The sequence below is a fragment of the Pseudoalteromonas sp. BZA4 genome (assembly GCF_040104395.1).
GTDB lineage: Bacteria > Pseudomonadota > Gammaproteobacteria > Enterobacterales > Alteromonadaceae > Pseudoalteromonas.
In genome coordinates this window covers 80,179-101,985 of record NZ_JBECOT010000010.1, presented here as the reverse complement: position 1 = coordinate 101,985, position 21,807 = coordinate 80,179, and the positions used below count along the sequence as shown (strand labels likewise).

The following is a 21,807-nucleotide window of genomic DNA, read 5'->3' as shown; positions in this document are numbered from 1 at the left end:
GTTAACAACTCGGTCAATAGTTAATCACTAAGGAGTGCTTTTTATTATCGTGTCGATAAAATTAATTTGTTTTACTCGGCTCTGAATGCTGAGCATAATCCGCGTTTTTTTGTCACCGAAACTCCAAGACTAGAGGTACCGACCATGCGCGGGTGGATCATTTATAAAGATAGCCAAGGCTTGTTAAAGCAAGAAACCTATGAAGTAGAACGTTTACTTGCTGCTGCCAAAGAAGAGGGCATAGATTTACAAGTTTACTCGCCTGATCAATTTGATCTAACTATTACCCGTGAAGACGGTAAAAGTATCTTGATTGATGGTCAATCAGTTGAGCTGCCAGACTTTGTTATTCCTCGCATGGGTGCAAGTACAACCTATTTTGCGCTGGCGATTATTCGCCACCTTGAGCGTTTAGGCGTTTATTGTGTCAATAGCTCGCAATCAATCGAAACAGTGAAAGACAAACTGTTTGCACAGCAAATTCTTGCTGAATGTAATTTACCTACGCCGAATACCATGTTGGTTAAGTTTCCGGTGAATATTGATTTGGTTGAAAAGCAAATTGGCTTTCCTGTGGTTATTAAAACGTTATCGGGCTCGCAGGGCAGTGGCGTGTTCTTATCAAAATCAAAAGAAGAGTTTGATGACTTAATGCAGCTGATTGAAGCGGCAAACCCACAAGCAAACATCATTTTACAGCAGTTTGTTAAGTCGAGTCATGGTCGTGATTTGCGAGTACTTACTATCGGCGGCCGTGCTGTTGCGTGTATGGAACGTAACTCACAGGGTAAAAACTTTAAAGCTAATGTCAGTGCTGGTGGTACAGGTAAGTCATTTCCTATTACGCCAGAAATAGAATGGCTTGCAACCCAAACTGCAAACGTACTCAACCTTGATGTAGCTGGCATTGATTTATTGTTTGATGAGCAGCACTTTAAAATTTGTGAAGCAAACTCAAGCCCTGGCTTTGAAGGCTTAGAAGGTGCGTTGGGTATTGATGTCGCTAAAGAAATTTTACACTTCATTCGCATTCGTTTAGGCATTTTTGATAAGCCAAAAGTTGTCGAAGAGCCTTGTTTAGAGGCCGTTTAAACTTTCAAAAGGCGTGTTTATAACACGCCTTTTTTGTGTCATCTGTATAGTAAATAAATCTTAAAATACTACAAAAGTGTACAGTGCCATCTGGCAAATCATAGGATATGGTAGATTTTTAATTGCCAAGGAGTGTGTGTACATGAGTCAGCTCATCAGTCGAGCAACCGCGGGGTTAGTGGCCGTTATTATTGGCTTTACAAGTTCAATCGCGCTTATTTATCAGGTTGTTATGGTGTTAGGTGGAACACCTGATTTAGTTGCCAGCTGGGTGTTAATGCTGGGTCTTGCGATGGGCGTCAGCTCGATTGCGTTGTCTTATTACTACAAAGTGCCCATTCTTATCGCGTGGTCAACAACCGGAGCGGCACTCCTTATTTCAAGTGCCCAAGGTTATAGCTTAAACCAAGCTGTTGGCGCGTTTATGTTCTCTGCTGCGCTGGTGTTTTTGTCTGGTATTACCGGCGTGTTCGAAAAAATGATGAACAAAATTCCAAGCCAACTGGCCTGTGCCATGCTTGCAGGCGTGCTGGTGAATTTTGGTATTGATGTGTTCAACTTTATGAATGAGCTACCTTTAGTCATTGGTTTAATGGTGGCTGTTTATTTATGTGGTAAGCGCTATTTCCCACGCTTTGCTATGCTTGCTGTGGTTGTGGCGGGATTTTTAATGGCAGGTGTAACAGGGCAAATTGATACCTCTAGCTGGCAGTGGAAAATGAGCGAGTTTGCTTATATTGCGCCTGAGTTTGACTTGAACGCTATGATAAGTGTTGGGTTGCCGCTATTTATTGTGACCATGACGTCGCAAAACTTACCGGGTATTGCTGTTTTAAAAGCGCACCAATACAAAGCCCCTGTATCGGCAGCGCTAAATGTAACCGGACTATTAAATGTATTTATTGCACCATTTGGTGGTTATGCCATTAACCTGGCGGCTATAACGGCTGCCATTTGTATGAGCCCTGAGGCCGATAAAGACCCAAGCAAACGTTATTGGGCAAGCATTGCTGGTGGTGTTTTTTACATTATTATGGCGCTCCTTGCGGCAACCTTGGTCGGTTTGGTAGCAAGTTTGCCACAGGCATTAATTTTGGCGTTGGCAGGTATTGCGCTATTTGCCACCATTGCGAGCAGCTTACAGCAAGCCTTAACAGAGGCTTATTATACCGAAGCTGCTATCGTGACCTTTTTAGTTACAGCGTCTAACCTAACTTTGTTCTCGGTTGGTTCTGCATTTTGGGGTATTGTTGCAGGTACGGTGACCTTGGTTATGACACGTAAAGATTAATGACACGCTTCAATATTAAAAAAGGCCCTAGTTACTGTATATAATAGCTAGGGCCTTTCGTTATTTAAGTAATGGTTTTATTACTTCAAACATCGCATTGATATGGTCATCGCGGGTATTCAATGCAGGAATGTAGCGGTACTTTTCACCGCCTGCGTGTTCAAAGTTTTCGCGGTTTTCGCCTTCGAGTTCTTCTAACGTTTCTAAACAGTCGGCACTAAATGCAGGGCTTAGAATTGCAACGTCTTTAATACCTTCAGCAGGGTAACTTTCAAGGGTTGCGTCTGTGTATGGCTTCAACCATTCAGCTTTACCAAAACGGCTTTGGAAAGTTGTTACAGCAAAGTCTTTCTCAAAGCCAAGTTTCTCTGCTACTAAACGGGTGGTTTGCATACAAAAGCAATAGTAAGGGTCGCCGTTTTCTAAAAACAGTTTAGGTGTACCGTGGTACGAAAACACCAATTTTTGCGGCGTGCCATGGGCATTTAGATCTTCGCTAATGCTAGCGGCTAGGGCATCAATGTATGTCGGGTTGTCGTGATAGCCATTAATAAAGTGTAGCTCAGGCACCCAGCGCCACTTACGAAGAACATTCGATACAGCATCAAACGTTGAGCCAATAGTAGTGCTTGAATATTGCGGGTACATTGGCAGTACAATCACGCGAGTGATGCCTTTTTCGCGCAGCTCTTCAAGGCCCGCTTCAATTGAAGGGTTCCCGTAGCGCATGGCCATGACCACTTCAGTGTCGTGGTGTCCTTTGTCTTTTAAAAGGGCTGCCAATTTTTTGCTTTGCTCTCGGGTAATATGCGTGAGCGGTGAGCCGTTTTCAGTCCAGATGCTTTTATAAAGTGCTGCTGAGCGTTTTGGGCGTAACGTAAGGACAAAGCAATAAAGGATGATCATCCAAATAAAACGTGGGATCTCGACAATGCGAGGGTCCGATAAAAACTCGCGTAAATAAGTTCTAAGTGCCGCGGTAGTAGGGGCGTCTGGGCTCCCTAAGTTGGTCAGTAAAATGCCCGTTTTTTTGTTGAATCGGCCGTCATGAGGCTTATCGGTAATGGCGGAAAATCGCGACACTGAGTGCTCCTATATGAAGTAATCGTAATATAAATCACATTGTAACGAAGTAAGCTGATTATGTGATCACTTTATTCGCTAATTTTTGATCATGATCCTGAAAGGATTCGGTTTTCTTGCTTCAAGCTGCTGCAGTTTTGCAATTGATTTTGCGCCAAACACATGCCCTTTAGGTAATAACAAAATACCGTCGTAGCTTCTTAGTGCGTGCCCAAGTACCATGCCGTTTTTAAGATCTTGAGCCGAGATAATTTTCATGGTGCCGACTTTTTGATCGCTCGCACAGGTTATTTTTATGCTATCTAATACGTCTAAAATTTTTGGGTGATAGTGAGTGCCGCTGTATAGCCGTAGCTGATCAAGTGCGCTTTCGTAACGGCTGTTATCTTGCACTGTGATGTGCGCAATTGCCTGCCAGAAATCGCGGGCTACCGCTAAAATCATCGCCGTAATTGGTATTTCTTTGCCCTTTAAGCCCTTCGGCGTGCCCGAGCCATTGTAATGTTCAAATTGGTAATAAATAGCTTCAGAGACATCATGTAAATGGGTCGCTGGCATGAGCATCAGCTGGGCGGTACTTGGGTGGGTGTAAAAAATCTTTTTTTGATTTTCTGTGAGTTCCCTGGTTGGTTTTTTATACAGCTCAGGCTCCATGGCGAGCAAGCCAATTTGTGCAAGGTAACCTGCCATTTCAGCCATATCGATATGTTGTTTGTCTAAGCCAAGTTGTTCTGCAATTTGCTTGCTGGTAGCGGCGATGTTTTGCGCTTGCATACCATCCAGGTAAGGGTTGGCATTAATAAAGTTATATAAAATTTCGAACGTGGCACGGTGTTCGTGTTTTTCACGTTCGTTGACTTCTTCGAGTTGTTTGAGCACTTTTCGAATTTGTAGAGTGCGCTTTTCTACCATTTGCTCAAGGTTGTTGTTGAGCTCTTTTAACTGGCTGTTTTGCGCTTTTATTTTTTGCTCTAACTGCTTGTTTTGGCGCTTTAATGAGGTTTTTTCTATGCCATCACTAATGTTGCGCAGCAGCAACTCGTTCTGCCAAGGTTTTTGAATATAAGCATGAATTTTACCTTTATTGACCGCAGCAATGGTGTTGTCGATATCTGAGTAACCGGTTAGCAAAATTCGGTGTGGTTCTGGGTCAATATTAAGTGCTTGCGCAAAGAAGTCGGCGCCATCCATGTTTGGCATTCGCATGTCGCAAATGATCACATCAAAGCTATAAGTAGCCAAAACCTTTAGCCCTTCAAGTGGATCTGAGCAGGCTTTTGCAGTGATGTTATTCGCTGATAACAGGCGCAAAAGAGTCCTCAAGACGATTTCGTCGTCATCAATGCATAAAACCTGAATATGTTGCTTGCTAACTTGTTCTGCCATACCGTTTTACTATGAGTCATCGTTAATCAATAACATAGCCTTAAATCAAGCCTTGTGCTAGGTTTTAAGAGAGACAAACAGAGTTTGAGACGAATATGGATGACTTTAAGCAAGCCTATTTGTTAGAAAAAGCGGCCAGAGAAGAAGCTGAACAATTGCTCGCAGACAAAAGCCGTATTCTAGTGGCATTAAACAGTGAGCTTGAGCAAAAAATTGCTGACTTAGAGCATCATCAAGCTATGTTCATTCAAGCCGAAAAAATGGCCACTTTAGGCACTCTTTGTGCTGGGGTTGCCCATGAAATAAATAACCCTCTTGCCTATAGCATTAGTAATGTCGATTGTTTAAAAAATTACTGTAATTACTTTAGCGAGTTACTTGCTGTATGTGATGAATTTGCCTGCAACGATACTGATAAAGCCACGTTTTGTAAGCAGTTAACAGAGCTTAATAAAGTGCACTCGTTTCGCTTTATGGCTGATGACTTTCCTGAACTAATCAGCGACACCTCACAAGGCTTGCAAAGGATCAGTAAAATTGTTGCCAATTTACTGGATTTTTCTCGGCCAAAAGGTCACGACAAGCAATTTGCCGATATGACGGAGGCGGTAAAAAGTGCCGTTAAACTACTTGCTAATCAACTTCGTAATTGCCATTTGCATACCCAATACAGCCCGATATCACAAAGTTGGTGTAACTTACCCGCCATAAGCCAAGTGATTGTTAATATCTTAATTAATGCCAAACAAGCTTGTGATAATTTAAGCGCAAAAGCTGAAATATCCGTTGCTGTGTATGAACTTGAGCAGCATATTTATATCGATGTTGAAGACAATGGCGCCGGTATGTCAGAAGAAACTATTGCGAAAATATACGATCCCTTTTACACCACTAAACCTGTTGGTGAAGGCACCGGCATGGGCATGACTATGGTCTATGCCATAGTGCATGAACATCAAGGGTGCATTGATATTCAAAGTACAGAAGGAATGGGCACACGTATTAGCTGCGTGTTCCCGGTACAAAGTCAGGTCAGGAAGACTGTAACTAGCTGACAGCATTTCAGTTGTTGCAAAAATTTGTGAATTCGCTAGGGTAGGAATACACCCTTACCAAAACAACATGTAAAGGCTCAATATGCTTAACCAACAAAGTTCGGATGTATTTAAAAATTACCTCGCTAGTCAAAGCGAAACTAATCAAGTCAGCTTGGATCAAGTGATTGGCTATATGTCTGGTTTGTTAGCCTGCTCAGAGTTTTTTGGTGAGTCAGAGTTAGCAAATTATATTGCCGATAATGATGAAGCGGTATTCAACACCTTAATGACAGATTCAGAGCCGCGCGATGCAATGATTGAACTGCTCGACAATGTAACCGAAGCACAAGTTGAACAAAAGAAAATCTTAGCCGAATTATACCCAAATGAAGTTAACAGCAATGAACCAAGCCAAGCATTGCAAGATTTTTGTAGCGGGTACATTGCGGCGTATATCGTGAACCAAGATATTTGGCACAGCGATTTACAATTTTTACTCAAGGCTGATTCGCAGCAAGAAAACGAAAGCGAAGATGGCCAGTTGTTTATTGATAATTTTGAAGCAACACTCGATTTACTTACTACTTTTGCAATGTGGGATCAGGCGCTGGCAAATCACCCTGAACCAGAAAAACTAGGCGAAGGGTTTGTCACCTTCCTTAATGCGCTAGACGAGAGCTTATCTGAGATTGCCACTATGGCGTTAATGCTTGAAGATGAAAAACTGGCGATGCTTGAGCAAGATCAGTAAACATTTCCCTCCTCAGTAGAGATAAGCTGATAGTTGCATTATTTTGCTTGTTTCTACTGAAAAATGAATAATTCCAACCTTAAAAATTCCATTAATACTACAAATAGAAATATTTATACCTAAGTCGTACCTGATTTTTCTTTCATTTTGTTGATTTGTTGATAGGATGTTTTGCAAGAGTTAATTCGCAGGCTTGAGTTAGCTTTCAAAATCGTGATTTCTAAAATCAACAACACGTGCTTAGTGCTTTTCTTAATTTCTCCAAAAGGGGCGTCTTTTTGTTTTAAGGAAAGCCGGAATATCAACAGGATACACATGACAACACATTCTTTAAGTATGCTGGCCGTTGCGGTTAGTGTGGCTGTTTCTGCGACTTCAGTGCAGGCAGCAGAGCAAGCATCTGCTGTAAAAGCAGATAAAAACATCGAACAAATCTCTGTATTAGGCTCGCGGGTTGCCAATCGTACGGCTACCGAATCAACATCGCCGGTTGATTTGATTGATGCTGACGACTTAAACAAAGGTGGTTTCACTGAACTGGGCCAAAGTCTGCAAGCGACGGCTCCTTCATTTAACTTTTCTCGTACGCAAGTGTCAGATGGCTCTGACTTATTTAGACCTGCGACTCTTCGTGGTTTACAGCCAGACCAAACGTTAGTGCTTATCAATGGTAAACGCCGCCATAACCAATCTATTTTTGGCTTAAATGGTACTGTAGGTGCCGGTGCTGCGGGTACTGATATGAACGCGATTCCGCTTACTGCGTTAAAAGGCGTTGAAGTACTTCGTGATGGTGCTGCTGCGCAATATGGTTCTGATGCGATAGCCGGTGTTATCAACTTATCGTTAAACGATTCAACGGGTGTTACAACGGGCTATGTGCAAGCAGGTAGCACAGGTGAAGGCGATGGTGACACTATTTCAATGGGTTTAAACCGTGGCTTTGATTTAGGTGATGAAGGCGGCTTCATTAACTTTTCTTTAGAATACCGTGATGCTGATGGCACCAACCGCGCAGAACGTGATACTGGTGGCTCAGTTGATGTACCTGCAGGTACGCTGTCTGACGAAGTTCGTTGGGGACAGGGTAATGCTGATAGCGAATTTACCTCTGTGTTTTATAACATGGCATTACCATTTGGTGAGACCGAGCTTTACTCATTTGGCGGATACTCAAACCGTACTGCGCTAGGTAATGGTTTTTACCGTAACTTTGACCAAGCAGCGAAGAACGTTGTGCAAGTATATGGCGATGGCTTTTTACCTCGTATCGATAACGAAGCCGAAGATATTTCGTTTTCACTAGGTTTGCGTGGAGAGTTAAATCCAGATTGGAGCTATGACGTATCTGCCGTATATGGTGAAAATAGCTATGATTTCACTTCAAAAAATACTCTAAATGCGTCGTATGCTGCTGAATATATGGCGAATAACCCAGATGCAAGTGATGCTGATATTGCTGCTAACGCGGGCCCTTCAGGCGGATACTCAGGTGGTTTTAGATTTGATCAAACAACCGTTAATGCAGACCTTAATGGTATTATTGATATTGGTCGCAGCGAGCCATTATATGTATCTGTGGGTGCTGAATACCGTAAAGAAAACTATGAAATCGTGCCGGGCGAAGAAGCCTCTTATGCGTGTGGTTTAGCTAACTCAGATAGCTCATACCCTGCGGTAAATGACAGCAGCGTATTTGCTGAGTGTGGTTTCCAAGCTTATAACGGTTTGCGCCCTGAAGCGTCAAACAAAGAGAGCCGTCACAGCTATGCATTTTATGTAAATGCCGAAACGCTGATCACGGACGCATGGCAAGTAAGTACAGCGCTTCGTTATGAAGACTTCTCTGATGCAGGTGATGACATCATTGGTAAGCTCGCAACGCGCTATGAAATTACCGATGACTTTGCCGTGCGTGGTGCGATTTCTTCTGGCTTTAGAGCACCATCACTGCAACAAAGTGCCTATACAGCCTACACCACAAACTTAGGTGCTGGTGGCGTGTTATTGCAATCATTCACAGCAACAGCGGGCTCTGATTTTCCGTCAGCACTTGGCGTTGATAGCCTTGGCCTTGAAAGCTCAGAAAACTTAAGTGCAGGCTTTGTTTACAACGTAACCAGCGATTTATCGCTAACCGTTGATTTTTACCATGTTGCTATTAAAGACAGAATTACCCTTGGCAGCTTAATGTCGGCGGACGATGTTTCGTTTAGTGCCGAGGCCGTGGCCGCGCTTAATGCAACAGGGGCACAGCAAGCTAACTACTTCTCAAACTCAGTTGATTCAACCACCAAAGGGGTTGATATTATTGCTTCGTACCGCACCGATTTGTACGACGGTAATTTCTCAGCAACCTTTGCGGGTAACATTAACGAAACTGAAATTGATGATGTAAATGCACCTGAGGGTATTCCTGAATCAATCGCCCTTGATGATTTACAACGTAGTTTCTTAACAGATGGTCAACCTGGTGAGCGTGCAACGCTAACGTTTGAATACGATCGTGGCGATTTCAACAGCATGCTACGCTTTAACTACTATGGTGAAACAGACGTTAAATACTTTGGTAATGACCACATTGGCTTGCCTGATGAGTTATCACCTACCGGTGAGTTTAAAGACACAAGCACGGTAGAATCAGCGGTATTAGTGGATGTTAACGTAGGCTATCAGCTAACTGACGAACTCATGCTATCGGCGGGTATTGATAATATCTTTGATGTAACGCCAGACGAGCTAGGCGAAGATGAAGCGCTTGATTTTATTACGAATAAAGCATTCAAATACCCTGTTCGAGCACTACCTTATGGTTTTGATGGTATGACCTACTACGCAAAATTAAGTTTTAGTTTTTAATTCCTAAGTTGATATGAAACTTAAATAGCGCCTAACGGCGCTATTTTTTTGCTTAATTGTAGTATCCGACATTTGTCGCTCTAATTAATGACAGCTGTCTTTAATTAGAGAGTTGCAAGGGGAAAGTTTCGAGGTGCGAGATGCGAGTCTTTAGCAGCGCCTCATCAGAGCCCGTATATAAGTACGCAATCACATCAGCTTAATGTAAAAAAAGGCTTGTGCAATCGGAGGAGTCCATATAAGCGATTTTATATCGCGTTTTATTTCGCTTTTTTGAGTTTTCATATGCATTTAAGCACTCCAAAATCTATTTAGTAGAATGCTTCCAAATAACAAAATCCAACCTGCAACTATAATTGTGTAGTAGACAGTCGAATTAATTATTGGCTCTAAAGTGAAGTGTGGTGAAAATAATTTTTTTACCGGTTTAAAGAATAGCTTTGGGTTTAAGCTACCCGCTAAAATTATAAGTGAAATTGCTAGACAACTAATGAACTCTAACCAGTCTAGGCCTTGTAATATAAGCAAATAAATACCGACAGTTAAATTAATAGCTGCTGCCAATCCGAACAAAATAGATAGCAGCTTTTCCTTTTTATTAAGCGTTTCCATACTGTAATACTCCTTATTACATTATTTAATACCTATATATTTCGGTAAGTTACGAGAATAAAGTTGCAAGGGGAAAGTTGCAAGGGGAAAGTTTGCGAGATGCGAGTCTGTGGCAGCGATTTTATATCGCGTTTTATCTTATTCAATGCGCAGCCTCTTTGAGAGTTTTTGGTTTCTCTGTGTAGCGCGAAGCGCCTCTGTGTTCCCTGTGGTTCAAATTATTTTCACAAAGAGAAGTTAATGAGAAGAAAAAGAGGAAGTGAAAACACCTCCTCCATAATTGTAATATTTTTGCTATTTCGAACTACTAACCACTCGCTCGCATATCTCGCGCATTTGTTGTTTTATTTCGGGTTCTTTTTCATCGAATAATTTGGTGATACGTTCGATATAGGCATGGTTTTCTTCGAATGGCACGCCGATCTCGTAGACATCGGCAGCTTCTCGTAGCATTTCTTTATCAAACTCACTGAAAATATCGACCATTTCTTGGGCTTTTTCTCGCTCAATACCAAGTGCTTCAAAGGCTGAACGGCCCATACGCATAGTGCTGTCGTAAGTTTCGCGAATAATATCTCGAGAACCGTAAGCCCATAAATCGTATACATGATGGCGGTCTACAGCGCGGGCAACAACATGTAAATGCGGATAATTTTGCATCGCGTAACGAACTAATTTAGTTATTTGTTCGGCATCATCAAGTGCAACAACCAGCAGTTTTGCATCTTCAATGCCTGCAGCACTGAGTAGATCTGGTCGAGTGGCATCACCAAAAAAGTTACGAATACCAACACGCTCAAGGGCCTCAAGTTGTTTGTAGTTGTAATCAATCACGGTGGTTTTATAGCCGCCAGCTTGTAAAATACGGTCAACAAGTCCACCCATTCTGCCTGAGCCTGCGATGATCACATGGCTATCATCAGGGAACTCTTCTGTTTCTTTTCCTGCTTGCTCACAAATAAAGCGTGGTGCTATCACACGTTGATAGAGAATAAATAACCCCGGCGAAAGCAGCATTGATAAGGTCACAACCAGTAATAGTTGGTCGGCAACGGCTGCGGCTAAAACATTATTAGACACACTGTAAGCAAGTAGTACAAAACCAAACTCACCAGCTTGTGCAAGCCCTAGTGCTAACAACCAAAGTGCGGCGCCTCTTAAGCCAAAAATGCGGCCTAAAATTAATAGCACAACTGTTTTAGTTGCAATCAGTGCGCCGGTTAATAGCACGATGGTAGCTAGGTTATCTGCGAGTAATTGAAAATTGATGCTCGCACCAACGGTAATAAAAAATAGACCTAGTAATAGCCCTTTGAAGGGATCGATATTACTTTCAAGCTCATGTTTATAAGGTGAATTTGCAAGCACAACACCTGCTAAAAAGGTGCCAAGTGCAGGTGATAAGCCAACTAACGACATCATTAAAGCGATACCTATAACAAAGAATAGGGCTGTAGCGGTAAATAACTCGCGAAGCCGTGCAAGTGCTACAAATCTAAAAATCGGTGCGGTTAAGTAGTTACCGCCAAAAACGACGAGCGCAATCATACCTAAAGTAACCAGCGCTGCTTGCCAGCTCTCAAGGTTTGCTACCAAACTCAAGCCACCATGACCGTCTTCGCTTGCATGGGCTGTATCTGCAATGGCGGGTGCTAATTCAGGTAAAGCAAGCAAGGGAATAAACGCAAGCATAGGAATAACGGCTATATCTTGGGTGAGTAATACGCTAAATGAGGCTTGGCCGCCATCTGATTTTAATAGCCCGCGCTCTGAAAGCGTTTGCAGTACAATAGCGGTCGATGAAAGCGATAATATTAAGCCTATTGTAAGTGCTGTTTGCCAAGCATGGCCAAATGCTAAACCAATCCCAGTAAACGCGGCAGCTGATAAAATCACTTGTCCGCCACCAAGGCCAATAAGCTGTTTTCGCATTGACCAAAGCGCTTTGGGTTCAAGCTCTAAACCAACAATAAACAGCATCATTACCACACCAAACTCAGCAAAATGCTGGATGGCAATCACATCAACATTTAAAAATGTCAGTGTTGGCCCAATAACAATACCTGCGAGTAAGTAGCCAAGTACTGAGCCAAGCCCAAATTTACTGGCAATAGGCACGGCGATAATGCCTGCAATGAGGAATATATAGGCGATTAAGAGTAAGTCAGTCATCGTAATCCTGTTTGTTTTTAATTAACTATGATTGTTTTCGCTAGTTTTGCCAGCAGTTAGGTAGTGAATGCAATCAAAATACGAATTTAGTCAGTAAAATGACAACAAGGCATGGTGTTTAGTCAAAACGAGTAAGACAAAATAAGGGGTAAAAAATCATCGTTTTTTCCTTAAAAATACTTGCGTAGCGCTAGGCTAGGTATATACTCGCAACACTTTAAATAGGAGCAAAAAATGAGCAAAAAGAAACAACGTACACAAGGCCTAGTTGATACTGGTCGTGGTGTAATTAACGATAATGTGTACGCCGCAATGGTGACATCTAAGCTGTTCACAGCAAAAGTAGAGAAACCTAAAAAAGGTAAAGGTGCATATCAACGTAAGGCAAAACATGCAGGACGAGAGTCCTATTTAATCGCTGCTTAATTAAGTTGTGATCAAATAGGATTTTTGTGAAAAGCAAACACTGAGTGTTTGCTTTTTTTATGACTAAATTTCGTGTTAAGAATAATTTTCACTCAATTTTTATAGAAATTTTTACCTGAAAACTAATTTATTCGTTATATACCCATAATCGATACGATAATTATTTTCGCCTAGCCTCACACAAGTGCTGCCTGTTTTTTATACAAACTAGGAGTGGCGTGCTTTTCGTGGTTAAAATATTGTTAATTTTATGTTTATTTTTACTCGGTAGAATCACTCTCGTTTTTGCTTTTCGATAAAAATAATTAATTCTTTTTTAGTGTTTTTAACTAAATCATACATCAAAAAGTGTGTTTTTTTTACCCTTTATAGGTAAATGCAAGCTTGACGTAATAGCGCTTTGTGTTACTTTAAGGTTGGATTTGTAAAATAAATGTTATTAAAACTTTGGGCGGAGGGAGCGAATGAGCTCGCATAAATTAATAAAAAATGCCTTTAAACTGAGTGCGCTGTCACTAGGTTTATACGGCTTTACAGCACAGGCTGCGATTGATTGCAGCAACTTAGAAGTGTGGCAACAAGGGCAAACTCATGTTGGTGGTGATCGGGTTCAGGCACAAGGTAGCGCTTATGAAGCTAAGTGGTGGACGCAAACCAACCCTGTGGAGACTTCTGGTGTCGATCAAGAGTGGCGTTTATTGGGTGTTTGTGACAGCGTTGTCAATGAGAATCAAGCACCTCAAATTAGCAGCTTAACACCCGCAGAGGGTTCTTTATTTACCACTAGTGACAGCGTTGTCATAAGCGCTGTCGCCGCTGACCCTGATGGCAGCGTGGCAAGTGTTGAGTTTTTTGTTGATGGTACATCGCTGGGTGTTGTGACAAGCGCACCTTATTCAGCGAGCTGGCAAGCAACGCAAGGCAGCCATGTGATTAGCGCGGTCGCAACGGATGATTTAGGGCTAACCTCTACAGCGGTTGCACATTCAGTGAGTGTGTCTGATGACGTTGAGCCGGTTAACCAAGCGCCAGTGGCAAGCATTGAATTTAGCTCACTGCCATCACAAGTAACTGTGGGTGACAGTGTGGTGTTTGCGCTTTCTGGCACTGATAGCGATGGCCAAGTGACTGCGTTATCGTTAACTGAAAACAACACTGAAGTTCATCAAGCAAGTGCCGCTTCTTCAAGTTATACGTGGCAGGCTCCAGCACTTGGGCAATTTTCATTTACCTTAACGGTAACCGATAACGAAGGCGCGACGGATACACAAAGCAAAGTTGTTAATGTTGTTGAAGCAACAGAACCAGGTACAGATTGTAAACCACAAGGCTTATACCAAACACCGGGTGTCAATACCCCATACTGTAGCGTGTATGATGAAAATGGCCGCGAGAAAATGGGCGCCGATCATCCACGCCGAGTTATTGGTTATTTTACGAGTTGGCGAAATGGCGCCAATGGTCAGCCAAGCTACTTAGTGAATGATATCCCTTGGGACAAGATCACCCATATTAACTATGCCTTTGCGCATGTTGATGGCAATAACAAGGTCTCGATTGGTGATCCAAATGCAGCTGGCAACCCAGCGACAAACATGACTTGGCCGGGCGTTACAGGCGCTGAAATGGATCCAAGTTTTAGTTACACAGGTCACTTTAACTTACTCAATAAATTCAAAAAACAACACCCAGATGTAAAAACCTTAATCTCTGTAGGTGGCTGGGCTGAAACAGGTGGTTATTTTGGTGAAGACGGTACTCGCGTAAACAGCGGTGGTTTCTACACGATGACAACCAATGCCGATGGCTCAGTGAACCAAGCGGGGATTGATGCCTTTGCGAAAAGTGCCGTTGAGTTTATTGAAACCTACGGTTTTGATGGTGTCGATATTGATTACGAATACCCATCGTCAATGAATGACTCAGGCCACCCTGATGATTTTCCTATCTCTAATGCGCGTCGCGCAGGCCTTAATGCCTCGTATCGAGTATTGATGCAAAAACTACGTGAAGAACTTGATATTGCAGGTGAAAAGGCGGGTAAGCATTACTTGTTAACGATTGCTTCGCCATCTTCAGGTTACTTATTACGTGGCATGGAAACATTCCAAAGCGTGAAGTATCTCGATTACGTTAACATTATGTCTTATGACTTACATGGTGCATGGAATTCACATGTAGGCCATAACGCAGCCTTGTTTGATACCGGTCTTGATTCTGAATTAGCGCAATGGGGCGTTTATACCACCGCTGAGTTTGAAGGAATTGGTTACTTAAATACGGATTGGGCTGTGCGTTATTTCCGCGGCGCGGTTTCTGCGGGTCGAATCAATATTGGTATTCCATATTACACTCGTGGCTTTAAAGATGTGTCGGGTGGTACTAATGGTTTATGGGGCCAAGCAGCGCTGCCAGATCAATCAAAATGTGCGAAAGGGACTGGCGTTGGTGAGAAAAACCAATGCGGTAATGGTGCACTTGGCATAGATAACCTATGGCACGATAAGAACGATGTGGGTGAAGAAATGCCAGCAGGTTCGAACCCACTATGGCATGCGAAAAATCTCGAAAACGGCATTAACCCTTCTTACCTTGAAATCTATGGTCTAACGCCAGAAACCGATGCAGATGATGTGTTAACAGGTACTTACACACGTTACTACGATGATGTAGCAGTTGCTCCATGGCTTTGGAATGCAGAGAAAAAGGTTTTCTTATCAATTGAAGATGAGCAATCAATGGCAACCAAAGTTGATTATGTTATCAACAATGGCCTTGGCGGCATCATGTTCTGGGAGCTTGCCGGTGACTATGATTATGACTCAGCGAAAGGTGAGTACTTCATGGGCTCAAGCTTAACCACACTTGCTTACGATAAATTTAACCAAAGTGGTGTGGCTTACAACACTCATCAAGGTAATGTCGATTTTACCCTGCCAAGCGAAGCTGTTGACGTAAGCTTTACAGTGAAAGATTTCCCAATTGGTGATGATAACTATCCGATTTCACCAACATTCGCATTCACGAATAACTCAGATATCGACTTAAGCGGCGCGAAAATCAGCTTTGATGTGCCCGTTTCTACCTCGGCAATTTTCAAATCAAATTGGAATGCACAAGAAAAGCTCGGTATGGCTGTAGAAGCGAATGGCTCGAATGCAGCTGGCGATAATATCGGCGGCTTTGAAAATGAGTTCCATCGTTTTTCAATCACCTTAGTGAATGAGTGGGGCGGTATCGAAAAGTCGTTTAACACTGGTGAAACCGTTGAGGCGCAAGTTATGTACTACATGCCAATTACGGGCCCATCTAACTTCACAATTGAGAAAAATGGCAAAACCTACGCCTTCAAATACGAATACCCAATGCTACCAGATGGCACAGCTGGCAGTGGTAATACTGGCGGTGACACCGGTGGTGATATGGGGGGCGAGGAAAACTGTAACGGTGTTGATGTAGCAAGCATCCCTGTGTATCCAAATTGGCCGCAAACTGACTGGGCTGGTAACCCAAGCCATGCTGTTGGCGGCGACCTAATGAATCACAACAATGTGATTTACGAAGCAAAGTGGTGGACGAGCACAGAGCCAGGCACATCTGCTGACTGGACAGTGAGTTGCACGCTTTAACCAACTAAGCGGAGCAAGGACTTTGCTCCGCATTTCTACAGCGAGAACAACAATGAAAGTAATGAAATCAAAGGCATTGTCTTTATCGGCAGTGGCAACCAGCATGCTGATTGCCTGTGCATCAAGCCATGTGAATGCCCACGGATTCTTAGAAAGCCCGAAGGCACGCCAAGCATTTTGTAATGCCGATGGCGGTTACTGGTGGCCTGCGGATGGCTCGGGTATTCCTAATCTTGCTTGTCGCGCAGCGTTTGTTGAAGCAGGACATGTGCAGTTTGTGCAAGATATTGAATACTCGGCAAATACGGTTAATTACACTGACCTTGATGCAGTAAAACAAAGTGTACCTGATGGCCGATTATGTGCCGCAGGCGACCCTGAAAAACGCGGTATGGATTTACCTTCAGCGCATTGGCAACGCAGTGAGGTTATTCCTAATGCAAATGGCGATATTTTAGTGCGCTTTTTAGCAAGTACGCCGCATAACCCGAGTTTTTGGCAGTTTTATTTAACAAAACCGGGCTTTGATAGTGCGACTCAAGTGCTTACTTGGGATGACCTAGAGCTTGTTGAAGAGTACGGTAATCTTGATTTTAGCATTGACGCTAACAACGACCGTTACTATGAAATGAGCGTGTCGATTTCACAAGGGCGCAGTGGCGATGCCATATTATATACGCGTTGGCAACGAGATGATGCCGGTGGCGAAGGCTTCTACAACTGTAGCGATATCAATATCGTTAGCGATGCGACCCCGGCAGAGCCAAGCGATTGGACAGTAATCAGCTACTTTGTTCGTCAAGGACAAGATGCTGAGGTTGGTGGTAGTGTGTCAGCTCGGTTATTTGATGAAAATGGCCAAGAGTTACTTACTCAACAAATGCAGATCACAGCTGATAATCAAGCTAATTGGCAGGCTGAATTTGCAGCGCTGTTAAACCTTAATTACGCGCACTTAGTTAATATTGGCGTGCAAAATAGCACTGGAGATATTGCCTTTGATGCGTCTGATTTAATGACTAATCAAGTCTTTACAACGAATGCAAACTACAGCTTTGCACTAAGCGTACAAGCGTCTCCTGACAATACCGCGCCAATTATTCATCAACCAGGTGACCTTCAAGTCGAAGAAGAGAGCAGCACCGCGATACACCTGCACGCCTTTGATGATCAGCAAAGCACCTTAACTTATAGCTGGGATGTACCTGCACCACTGAGCTTTACGGGTAGCGATGCCAACATCACGCTAAACGCCCCCGCTGTAGATGCTGATGCAAGCTACACCGTAAGTGTATCTGTGTCAGATGGCGAGCTCACAAGTCAAGTAAGTTTTACCGTGACTGTGCTTAATAGCACTGTGGTCGACCCTGATCCTGTTGATCCGAGCGTGCCTGCTTGGAATAGCACAAGCCAATACAACACGGGCGATAAAGTGAGTTTTAACGGCGGAGTTTACAGTGCGAAATGGTGGAACCAAGGCGCACAACCAGACAGTAGTGATGCATGGCAGCTTGAATCTGGCAGTGCATCAATCGAGTGGAACAGCGGCAAAGCCTATCAAGGCGGCGACGAAGTAACCTATCAAGGACAGCGCTATCGAGCGCAGTGGTGGACCCAAGGAGATGTACCGGGTGCCAGCCAAGTATGGACAGAAATCTAAAGTTTTGTAGTTCAAACTTTATCAATAACAGCGTAACGCTATATAAAAACAGATAAGAGAGAATCATGAATATAAAACAATTAAGCGCAGCCATTGGTGTTGCACTCTTTGCAAGTGCAGCGAATGCAGCTCCTTCAACACCAACCATTATTTGGGAGCCACAAGAGTACTCATTTGTTGAGGTTGATCTTGAAGGTACAGGTTCATATAAGAGCTTGGTGAACCGCGTTGATGAAGTCACTATCAGCATTGAATGGAACGCATGGAGTGGGGATGGCGGCGACAGCTATAAAGTGTACTTCGATGATATGTTGGTTAATGAAGGCTCGCTCGCAGCAGGCACTAAAAGTGGTGTTATTAGCTTCCCGTATGATAAAGCAGGTCGTCACACATTATATGTAGAACTATGTGAAGGCGGTACCACCTGTGCTCGCAGTGAAGGTAAGCCAATTGTTATTGCCGATACAGATGGCGGTCACTTAGCGCCATTGCCGATGGATTATGATCCAAACAACCAAGATATTGGTACCAAAGACGGTCTTGTAACCGGTGCCTACTTTGTAGAATGGGGTATTTATGGCCGTGATTATGATGTAACTAATATTCCAGCGCAAAACCTCAGTCATATCTTGTATGGGTTTATTCCAATTTGTGGACCTAATGACTCATTAACTGGCGGTCCTAAAAACGCGCTAAATACGGCGTGTGCAGGCTCGCAAGATTTTGAAGTGGTGATCCACGACCCATGGGCTGCGATTCAAAAAGCACTACCAGGTGTTGATAGTAATGACCCAATTCGTGGTACGTATTCGCAATTAATGGCGTTAAAGCAGCGTTACCCTGATCTGAAAATTTTACCATCAGTAGGTGGTTGGACTTTATCAGACCCATTTGCTTACTTTACCGATAAAGCCAATCGCGACACGTTTGTGGCATCAATGGAAGAATTTTTAAGAACGTGGAAGTTCTACGACGGTGTTGATATTGACTGGGAATACCCAGGTGGTCAGGGTGCTAATCCAAACTTAGGCGACCCAGTTGCTGACGGCCCAGCATATGTTGCGTTAATGCAAGAGCTGCGTGCGATGCTTGATAAGCTTGAAGCCGAGACAGGTCGTGAGTATGAGTTAACATCAGCGATTGGTGCAGGTTACGACAAAATTGAAGATGTCGACTACTCACAAGCTCAACAATATATGGATTACATTTTCTTAATGAGCTACGACTATTATGGTGCATGGAGCAATGTAACGGGCCATCAGGCTGCGCTTTATTGTTCATCGCATTTCCGTGTTGGTCAGTGTGATGGCACGGGTGTTGATGAAGAAGGTGTTCCATATAAAGGTCCTGCTTATACAACTGATAATGCAGTGCAAAATCTACTTGCGCAAAACGTACCATCGAAGAAAATCGTGGTAGGTGCTGCTATGTATGGCCGTGGCTGGGAAGGTGTTTATCCAGAAAACGCGACTATCGCTGATAACCCAATGACAGCCCCTGGTAATGGCAAACTTAAAGGCACTACAGCGCAAGGTGTATGGGAAGACGGTGTTATTGATTATAAAGGCATCAAAACTTACATGTTGGGCGCTGCTGAAAATGGCATCAATGGCTTTGAAACAGGTTATGACGAACAAGCCGAAGCCGCTTATGTATGGAATCGTAGCAACGGTAAATTAATTACATACGATAACCGTCGTTCAGTTTTGGCAAAAGGTGCTTATGTGAATCAATATAACCTAGGTGGCCTATTTGCATGGGAAATTGATGCTGATAATGGTGATATTCTTAATGCAATGCATGAGGGGTTAGGTGGTACAGTCACTGAGCCTAGCAATAGAGCGCCCGTGCTTTCTGTATCAAGCACAGTATCTGTAAACTCTGGCGAAAGTGTATCTGTTAGTGCATCGGCAACTGACGCTGATAACGATCCACTAAGCTTTAGCTGGACAGCTGACAGCGCATTAACAGTAAGCGGTGAAAATTCAAATACCCTTGTAATCACAGCGCCATCAGTGAGTGCGGATACGCAATACACGGTTACTGTCAGTGTGAGCGATGGCGAGGCAAGTGTAAGCCGTAACGTTACAGTGAATGTAGTAGCACCAACGACAGGCGAGAACCAAGCCCCTGTAGTTGCGGCAATTGCAGATAAAACAGTGGCTGAAGAGGCGAGTGTGGACGTGGCTGTTTCGGCATCTGATGCTGATGGCGATGCGCTTTCATACAGCTGGACAGTGCCAGCAGGCTTAACATTAGTGGGTTCAGGTGCTGATGTGAGTTTACAAGCGGGCAGCGTTGATGCAGATACTAGTTATGTTGTATCGGTTTCGGTAAGCGATGGTCAAACAGCAACAGCAGTGAGCTTTAATGTTACCGTGACAGATTCTGGCACAACAACTCCGCCAGATGGTGAAACCACATGGGATGCAGCGGCGACTTATGTTGGTGGTGATACGGTGATTTATAATGGCGTAGAATACACTGCTAAGTGGTGGACACAAGGTGAGCGCCCTGATTTAGGCGGCCCATGGGAAGCAAGTTCACAACCAACCGGCGGAAATGGTGATGTTGTCTGGCAAGCTGCGGGTATCTATAACGGTGGCGACCAAGTCACTCACCAAGGTAATAAATACGAAGCGAAATGGTGGACTCAAGGAGACGAGCCAGGTGTCGCAGATGTATGGAAAGCACTTTAAGTGTAATAACCACATTTAATGCCCATCATTAAAATGTGATTTCCCTTCAAAGCAGCCGCATGGCTGCTTTTTTGTGAGGGAAGTTAGAAAGGGGAAAAGGGAAACAAAGCTTTCAGCTTTCAGCCTTCAGCGGTCAGACGCGCGAAACAAGTTTCATGCCTGCGAATGAAAACATAAGGCGCTAGGTTCTGGGTTCTAGGACGTGATGTAAAATCTCTGCTACAGACTCGTATCTCGTATCTCGTAACTTTACTCTTTCCCCTTGAAACTCGCTAACTTATGGTTTCCCACTTCACACATTGGTCTTTCATACATTATCAACCATACTTGAATAATATGATCTGTAAGTATTTAAATTAAGGTGGCTTAATGGGGTTAAAAGCGCTGTTTTTACTTGTTGCTGTATTAAGTAACTCGGCTTTTAGCTGCGATAAAACCTTAAAAGTGGGGATTAGTCAGCAGTGGGCACCTTATGCTTTTACACAAAATGGTAAGCTCACCGGCATTGATATTGATGTGGTTAATTTAGTGCTAAAAGAGGCAGGATTTTGCGCTAAATACGTTGTTATGCCTTCATCTAAACGGGGCTTTGCAGAGCTTAAGCACGGTAAAGTCGATTTACTACCGGCAGCAAGCTATAGCACAGAACGTGACTCTTTTAGTTTCTTTTCCGAGCCTTACCGTAATGAAGTGATGCGCTTGTTTTGGTACCCGCATGGCCGGTTAGAATCTCTTGATTTACAAGGGCTGCTCGAACATCAGCAAGTTATTTTAACTAACAGTGGTAGTTACTTTGGCCCTGACTTCACTCATTTGAAAGAAGACGCAAAATATAAAGAACAACTCGTTACTGTGTCATCTTTACGTCAGCGCCTCGCTATGCAGTTGCTAGGCGGGTCGATTTTTTTGTTGATGATGAACTAGCTGGTTTATATTTAATTCAAAAAAATAATCAGCAGGGTATCGAGCTGCATCCGTATATTGTCAATAATGACAGCGTTTATTTTATGCTGAGTGAAACAACCCTGTTAGCAGAAGACAGAGCGGCTATTAACTCAGCAATTTTAAACAACCAGCAAGCGATAACTGAGATCATCGCTCGCTATGTTA

At 43.3% G+C, this 21,807-nt stretch carries 14 protein-coding genes; 10 read left to right on the top strand and 4 right to left on the bottom strand.

The features are described from left to right. Positions 1-144 precede the first annotated feature (144 nt). Together ABMY41_RS06595 and ABMY41_RS06590 are read left to right on the top strand one after the other, a co-directional pair. Complete coding sequence (locus ABMY41_RS06595; protein ID WP_062564751.1) at positions 145-1,092, top strand: RimK family alpha-L-glutamate ligase; 948 nt, start codon at positions 145-147, stop codon at positions 1,090-1,092. A 142-nt stretch (positions 1,093-1,234) separates the two neighbouring features. Then, positions 1,235-2,383 (top strand): benzoate/H(+) symporter BenE family transporter, encoded by a 1,149-nt coding sequence (locus tag ABMY41_RS06590; RefSeq protein WP_175083103.1) that lies wholly within the window; start codon positions 1,235-1,237, stop codon positions 2,381-2,383. Positions 2,384-2,443: 60 nt separating this feature from the next. On the opposite strand, the gene hemH is transcribed toward ABMY41_RS06590, so the two are convergent. Beyond that, positions 2,444-3,466, bottom strand: a complete 1,023-nt coding sequence (gene hemH / locus ABMY41_RS06585; RefSeq protein WP_054553442.1) for a ferrochelatase — start codon at positions 3,464-3,466, stop codon at positions 2,444-2,446. Positions 3,467-3,544: 78 nt separating this feature from the next. Next, positions 3,545-4,852, bottom strand: coding sequence for an HD domain-containing phosphohydrolase (locus ABMY41_RS06580; RefSeq protein ID WP_349274370.1), 1,308 nt, complete (start codon positions 4,850-4,852; stop codon positions 3,545-3,547). A gap of 95 nt (positions 4,853-4,947) precedes the next feature. On the opposite strand from ABMY41_RS06580, the gene ABMY41_RS06575 reads away from it, so the two are divergent. From ABMY41_RS06575 to ABMY41_RS06565, 3 genes are all read left to right on the top strand, one after another. Continuing rightward, positions 4,948-5,907: an ATP-binding protein gene (locus ABMY41_RS06575; protein ID WP_289097350.1), complete on the top strand. Its 960-nt coding sequence runs from the start codon at positions 4,948-4,950 to the stop codon at positions 5,905-5,907. A gap of 82 nt (positions 5,908-5,989) precedes the next feature. Beyond that, on the top strand, positions 5,990-6,640 hold the full coding sequence (locus ABMY41_RS06570; protein WP_289097349.1) for a UPF0149 family protein: 651 nt from the start codon (positions 5,990-5,992) through the stop codon (positions 6,638-6,640). A 315-nt stretch (positions 6,641-6,955) separates the two neighbouring features. After that, positions 6,956-9,499, top strand: coding sequence for a TonB-dependent receptor (locus tag ABMY41_RS06565; protein WP_289097347.1), 2,544 nt, complete (start codon positions 6,956-6,958; stop codon positions 9,497-9,499). A gap of 291 nt (positions 9,500-9,790) precedes the next feature. Here ABMY41_RS06565 and ABMY41_RS06560 read toward each other — a convergent pair whose 3' ends face one another. Continuing rightward, entirely contained in the window at positions 9,791-10,111 is a 321-nt protein-coding gene (locus tag ABMY41_RS06560; protein ID WP_287244687.1) for a hypothetical protein, read from the bottom strand. Positions 10,112-10,405: 294 nt separating this feature from the next. Continuing rightward, entirely contained in the window at positions 10,406-12,283 is a 1,878-nt protein-coding gene (locus tag ABMY41_RS06555; RefSeq protein WP_349274369.1) for a monovalent cation:proton antiporter-2 (CPA2) family protein, read from the bottom strand. 234 nt (positions 12,284-12,517) lie between these two features. Here ABMY41_RS06555 and arfA point away from each other — a divergent pair, with 234 nt between their 5' ends. The 5 genes from arfA (at position 12,518) to ABMY41_RS06530 (ending at position 21,621) form a co-directional block, all read left to right on the top strand. Next, the gene (gene arfA / locus ABMY41_RS06550) at positions 12,518-12,709 is read left to right on the top strand and encodes an alternative ribosome rescue factor ArfA (protein WP_175083096.1); all 192 of its coding nucleotides are present in this window, start codon (positions 12,518-12,520) and stop codon (positions 12,707-12,709) included. 464 nt (positions 12,710-13,173) lie between these two features. After that, on the top strand, positions 13,174-16,338 hold the full coding sequence (locus ABMY41_RS06545; protein ID WP_349274368.1) for a glycosyl hydrolase family 18 protein: 3,165 nt from the start codon (positions 13,174-13,176) through the stop codon (positions 16,336-16,338). Positions 16,339-16,390: 52 nt separating this feature from the next. Continuing rightward, positions 16,391-17,998, top strand: coding sequence for a lytic polysaccharide monooxygenase (locus tag ABMY41_RS06540; RefSeq protein ID WP_349274367.1), 1,608 nt, complete (start codon positions 16,391-16,393; stop codon positions 17,996-17,998). 65 nt (positions 17,999-18,063) lie between these two features. After that, on the top strand, positions 18,064-20,697 hold the full coding sequence (locus tag ABMY41_RS06535) for a glycosyl hydrolase family 18 protein (protein ID WP_349274366.1): 2,634 nt from the start codon (positions 18,064-18,066) through the stop codon (positions 20,695-20,697). Between the two features lie 369 nt (positions 20,698-21,066). Continuing rightward, on the top strand, positions 21,067-21,621 hold the full coding sequence (locus ABMY41_RS06530; protein ID WP_349274365.1) for a transporter substrate-binding domain-containing protein: 555 nt from the start codon (positions 21,067-21,069) through the stop codon (positions 21,619-21,621). The last annotated feature ends 186 nt before the right edge of the window (positions 21,622-21,807 follow it).

Coding starts and splice junctions, on each gene's coding strand:
- ABMY41_RS06595 (WP_062564751.1), top strand. CDS start 145: ATGCGCGGGTGGATCATTTATAAAGATAGCCAAGGCTTGTTAAAGCAA.
- ABMY41_RS06590 (WP_175083103.1), top strand. CDS start 1,235: ATGAGTCAGCTCATCAGTCGAGCAACCGCGGGGTTAGTGGCCGTTATT.
- ABMY41_RS06580 (WP_349274370.1), bottom strand. CDS start 4,852: ATGGCAGAACAAGTTAGCAAGCAACATATTCAGGTTTTATGCATTGAT.
- ABMY41_RS06575 (WP_289097350.1), top strand. CDS start 4,948: ATGGATGACTTTAAGCAAGCCTATTTGTTAGAAAAAGCGGCCAGAGAA.
- ABMY41_RS06570 (WP_289097349.1), top strand. CDS start 5,990: ATGCTTAACCAACAAAGTTCGGATGTATTTAAAAATTACCTCGCTAGT.
- ABMY41_RS06565 (WP_289097347.1), top strand. CDS start 6,956: ATGACAACACATTCTTTAAGTATGCTGGCCGTTGCGGTTAGTGTGGCT.
- ABMY41_RS06560 (WP_287244687.1), bottom strand. CDS start 10,111: ATGGAAACGCTTAATAAAAAGGAAAAGCTGCTATCTATTTTGTTCGGA.
- ABMY41_RS06555 (WP_349274369.1), bottom strand. CDS start 12,283: ATGACTGACTTACTCTTAATCGCCTATATATTCCTCATTGCAGGCATT.
- arfA (WP_175083096.1), top strand. CDS start 12,518: ATGAGCAAAAAGAAACAACGTACACAAGGCCTAGTTGATACTGGTCGT.
- ABMY41_RS06545 (WP_349274368.1), top strand. CDS start 13,174: ATGAGCTCGCATAAATTAATAAAAAATGCCTTTAAACTGAGTGCGCTG.
- ABMY41_RS06540 (WP_349274367.1), top strand. CDS start 16,391: ATGAAAGTAATGAAATCAAAGGCATTGTCTTTATCGGCAGTGGCAACC.
- ABMY41_RS06535 (WP_349274366.1), top strand. CDS start 18,064: ATGAATATAAAACAATTAAGCGCAGCCATTGGTGTTGCACTCTTTGCA.
- ABMY41_RS06530 (WP_349274365.1), top strand. CDS start 21,067: ATGGGGTTAAAAGCGCTGTTTTTACTTGTTGCTGTATTAAGTAACTCG.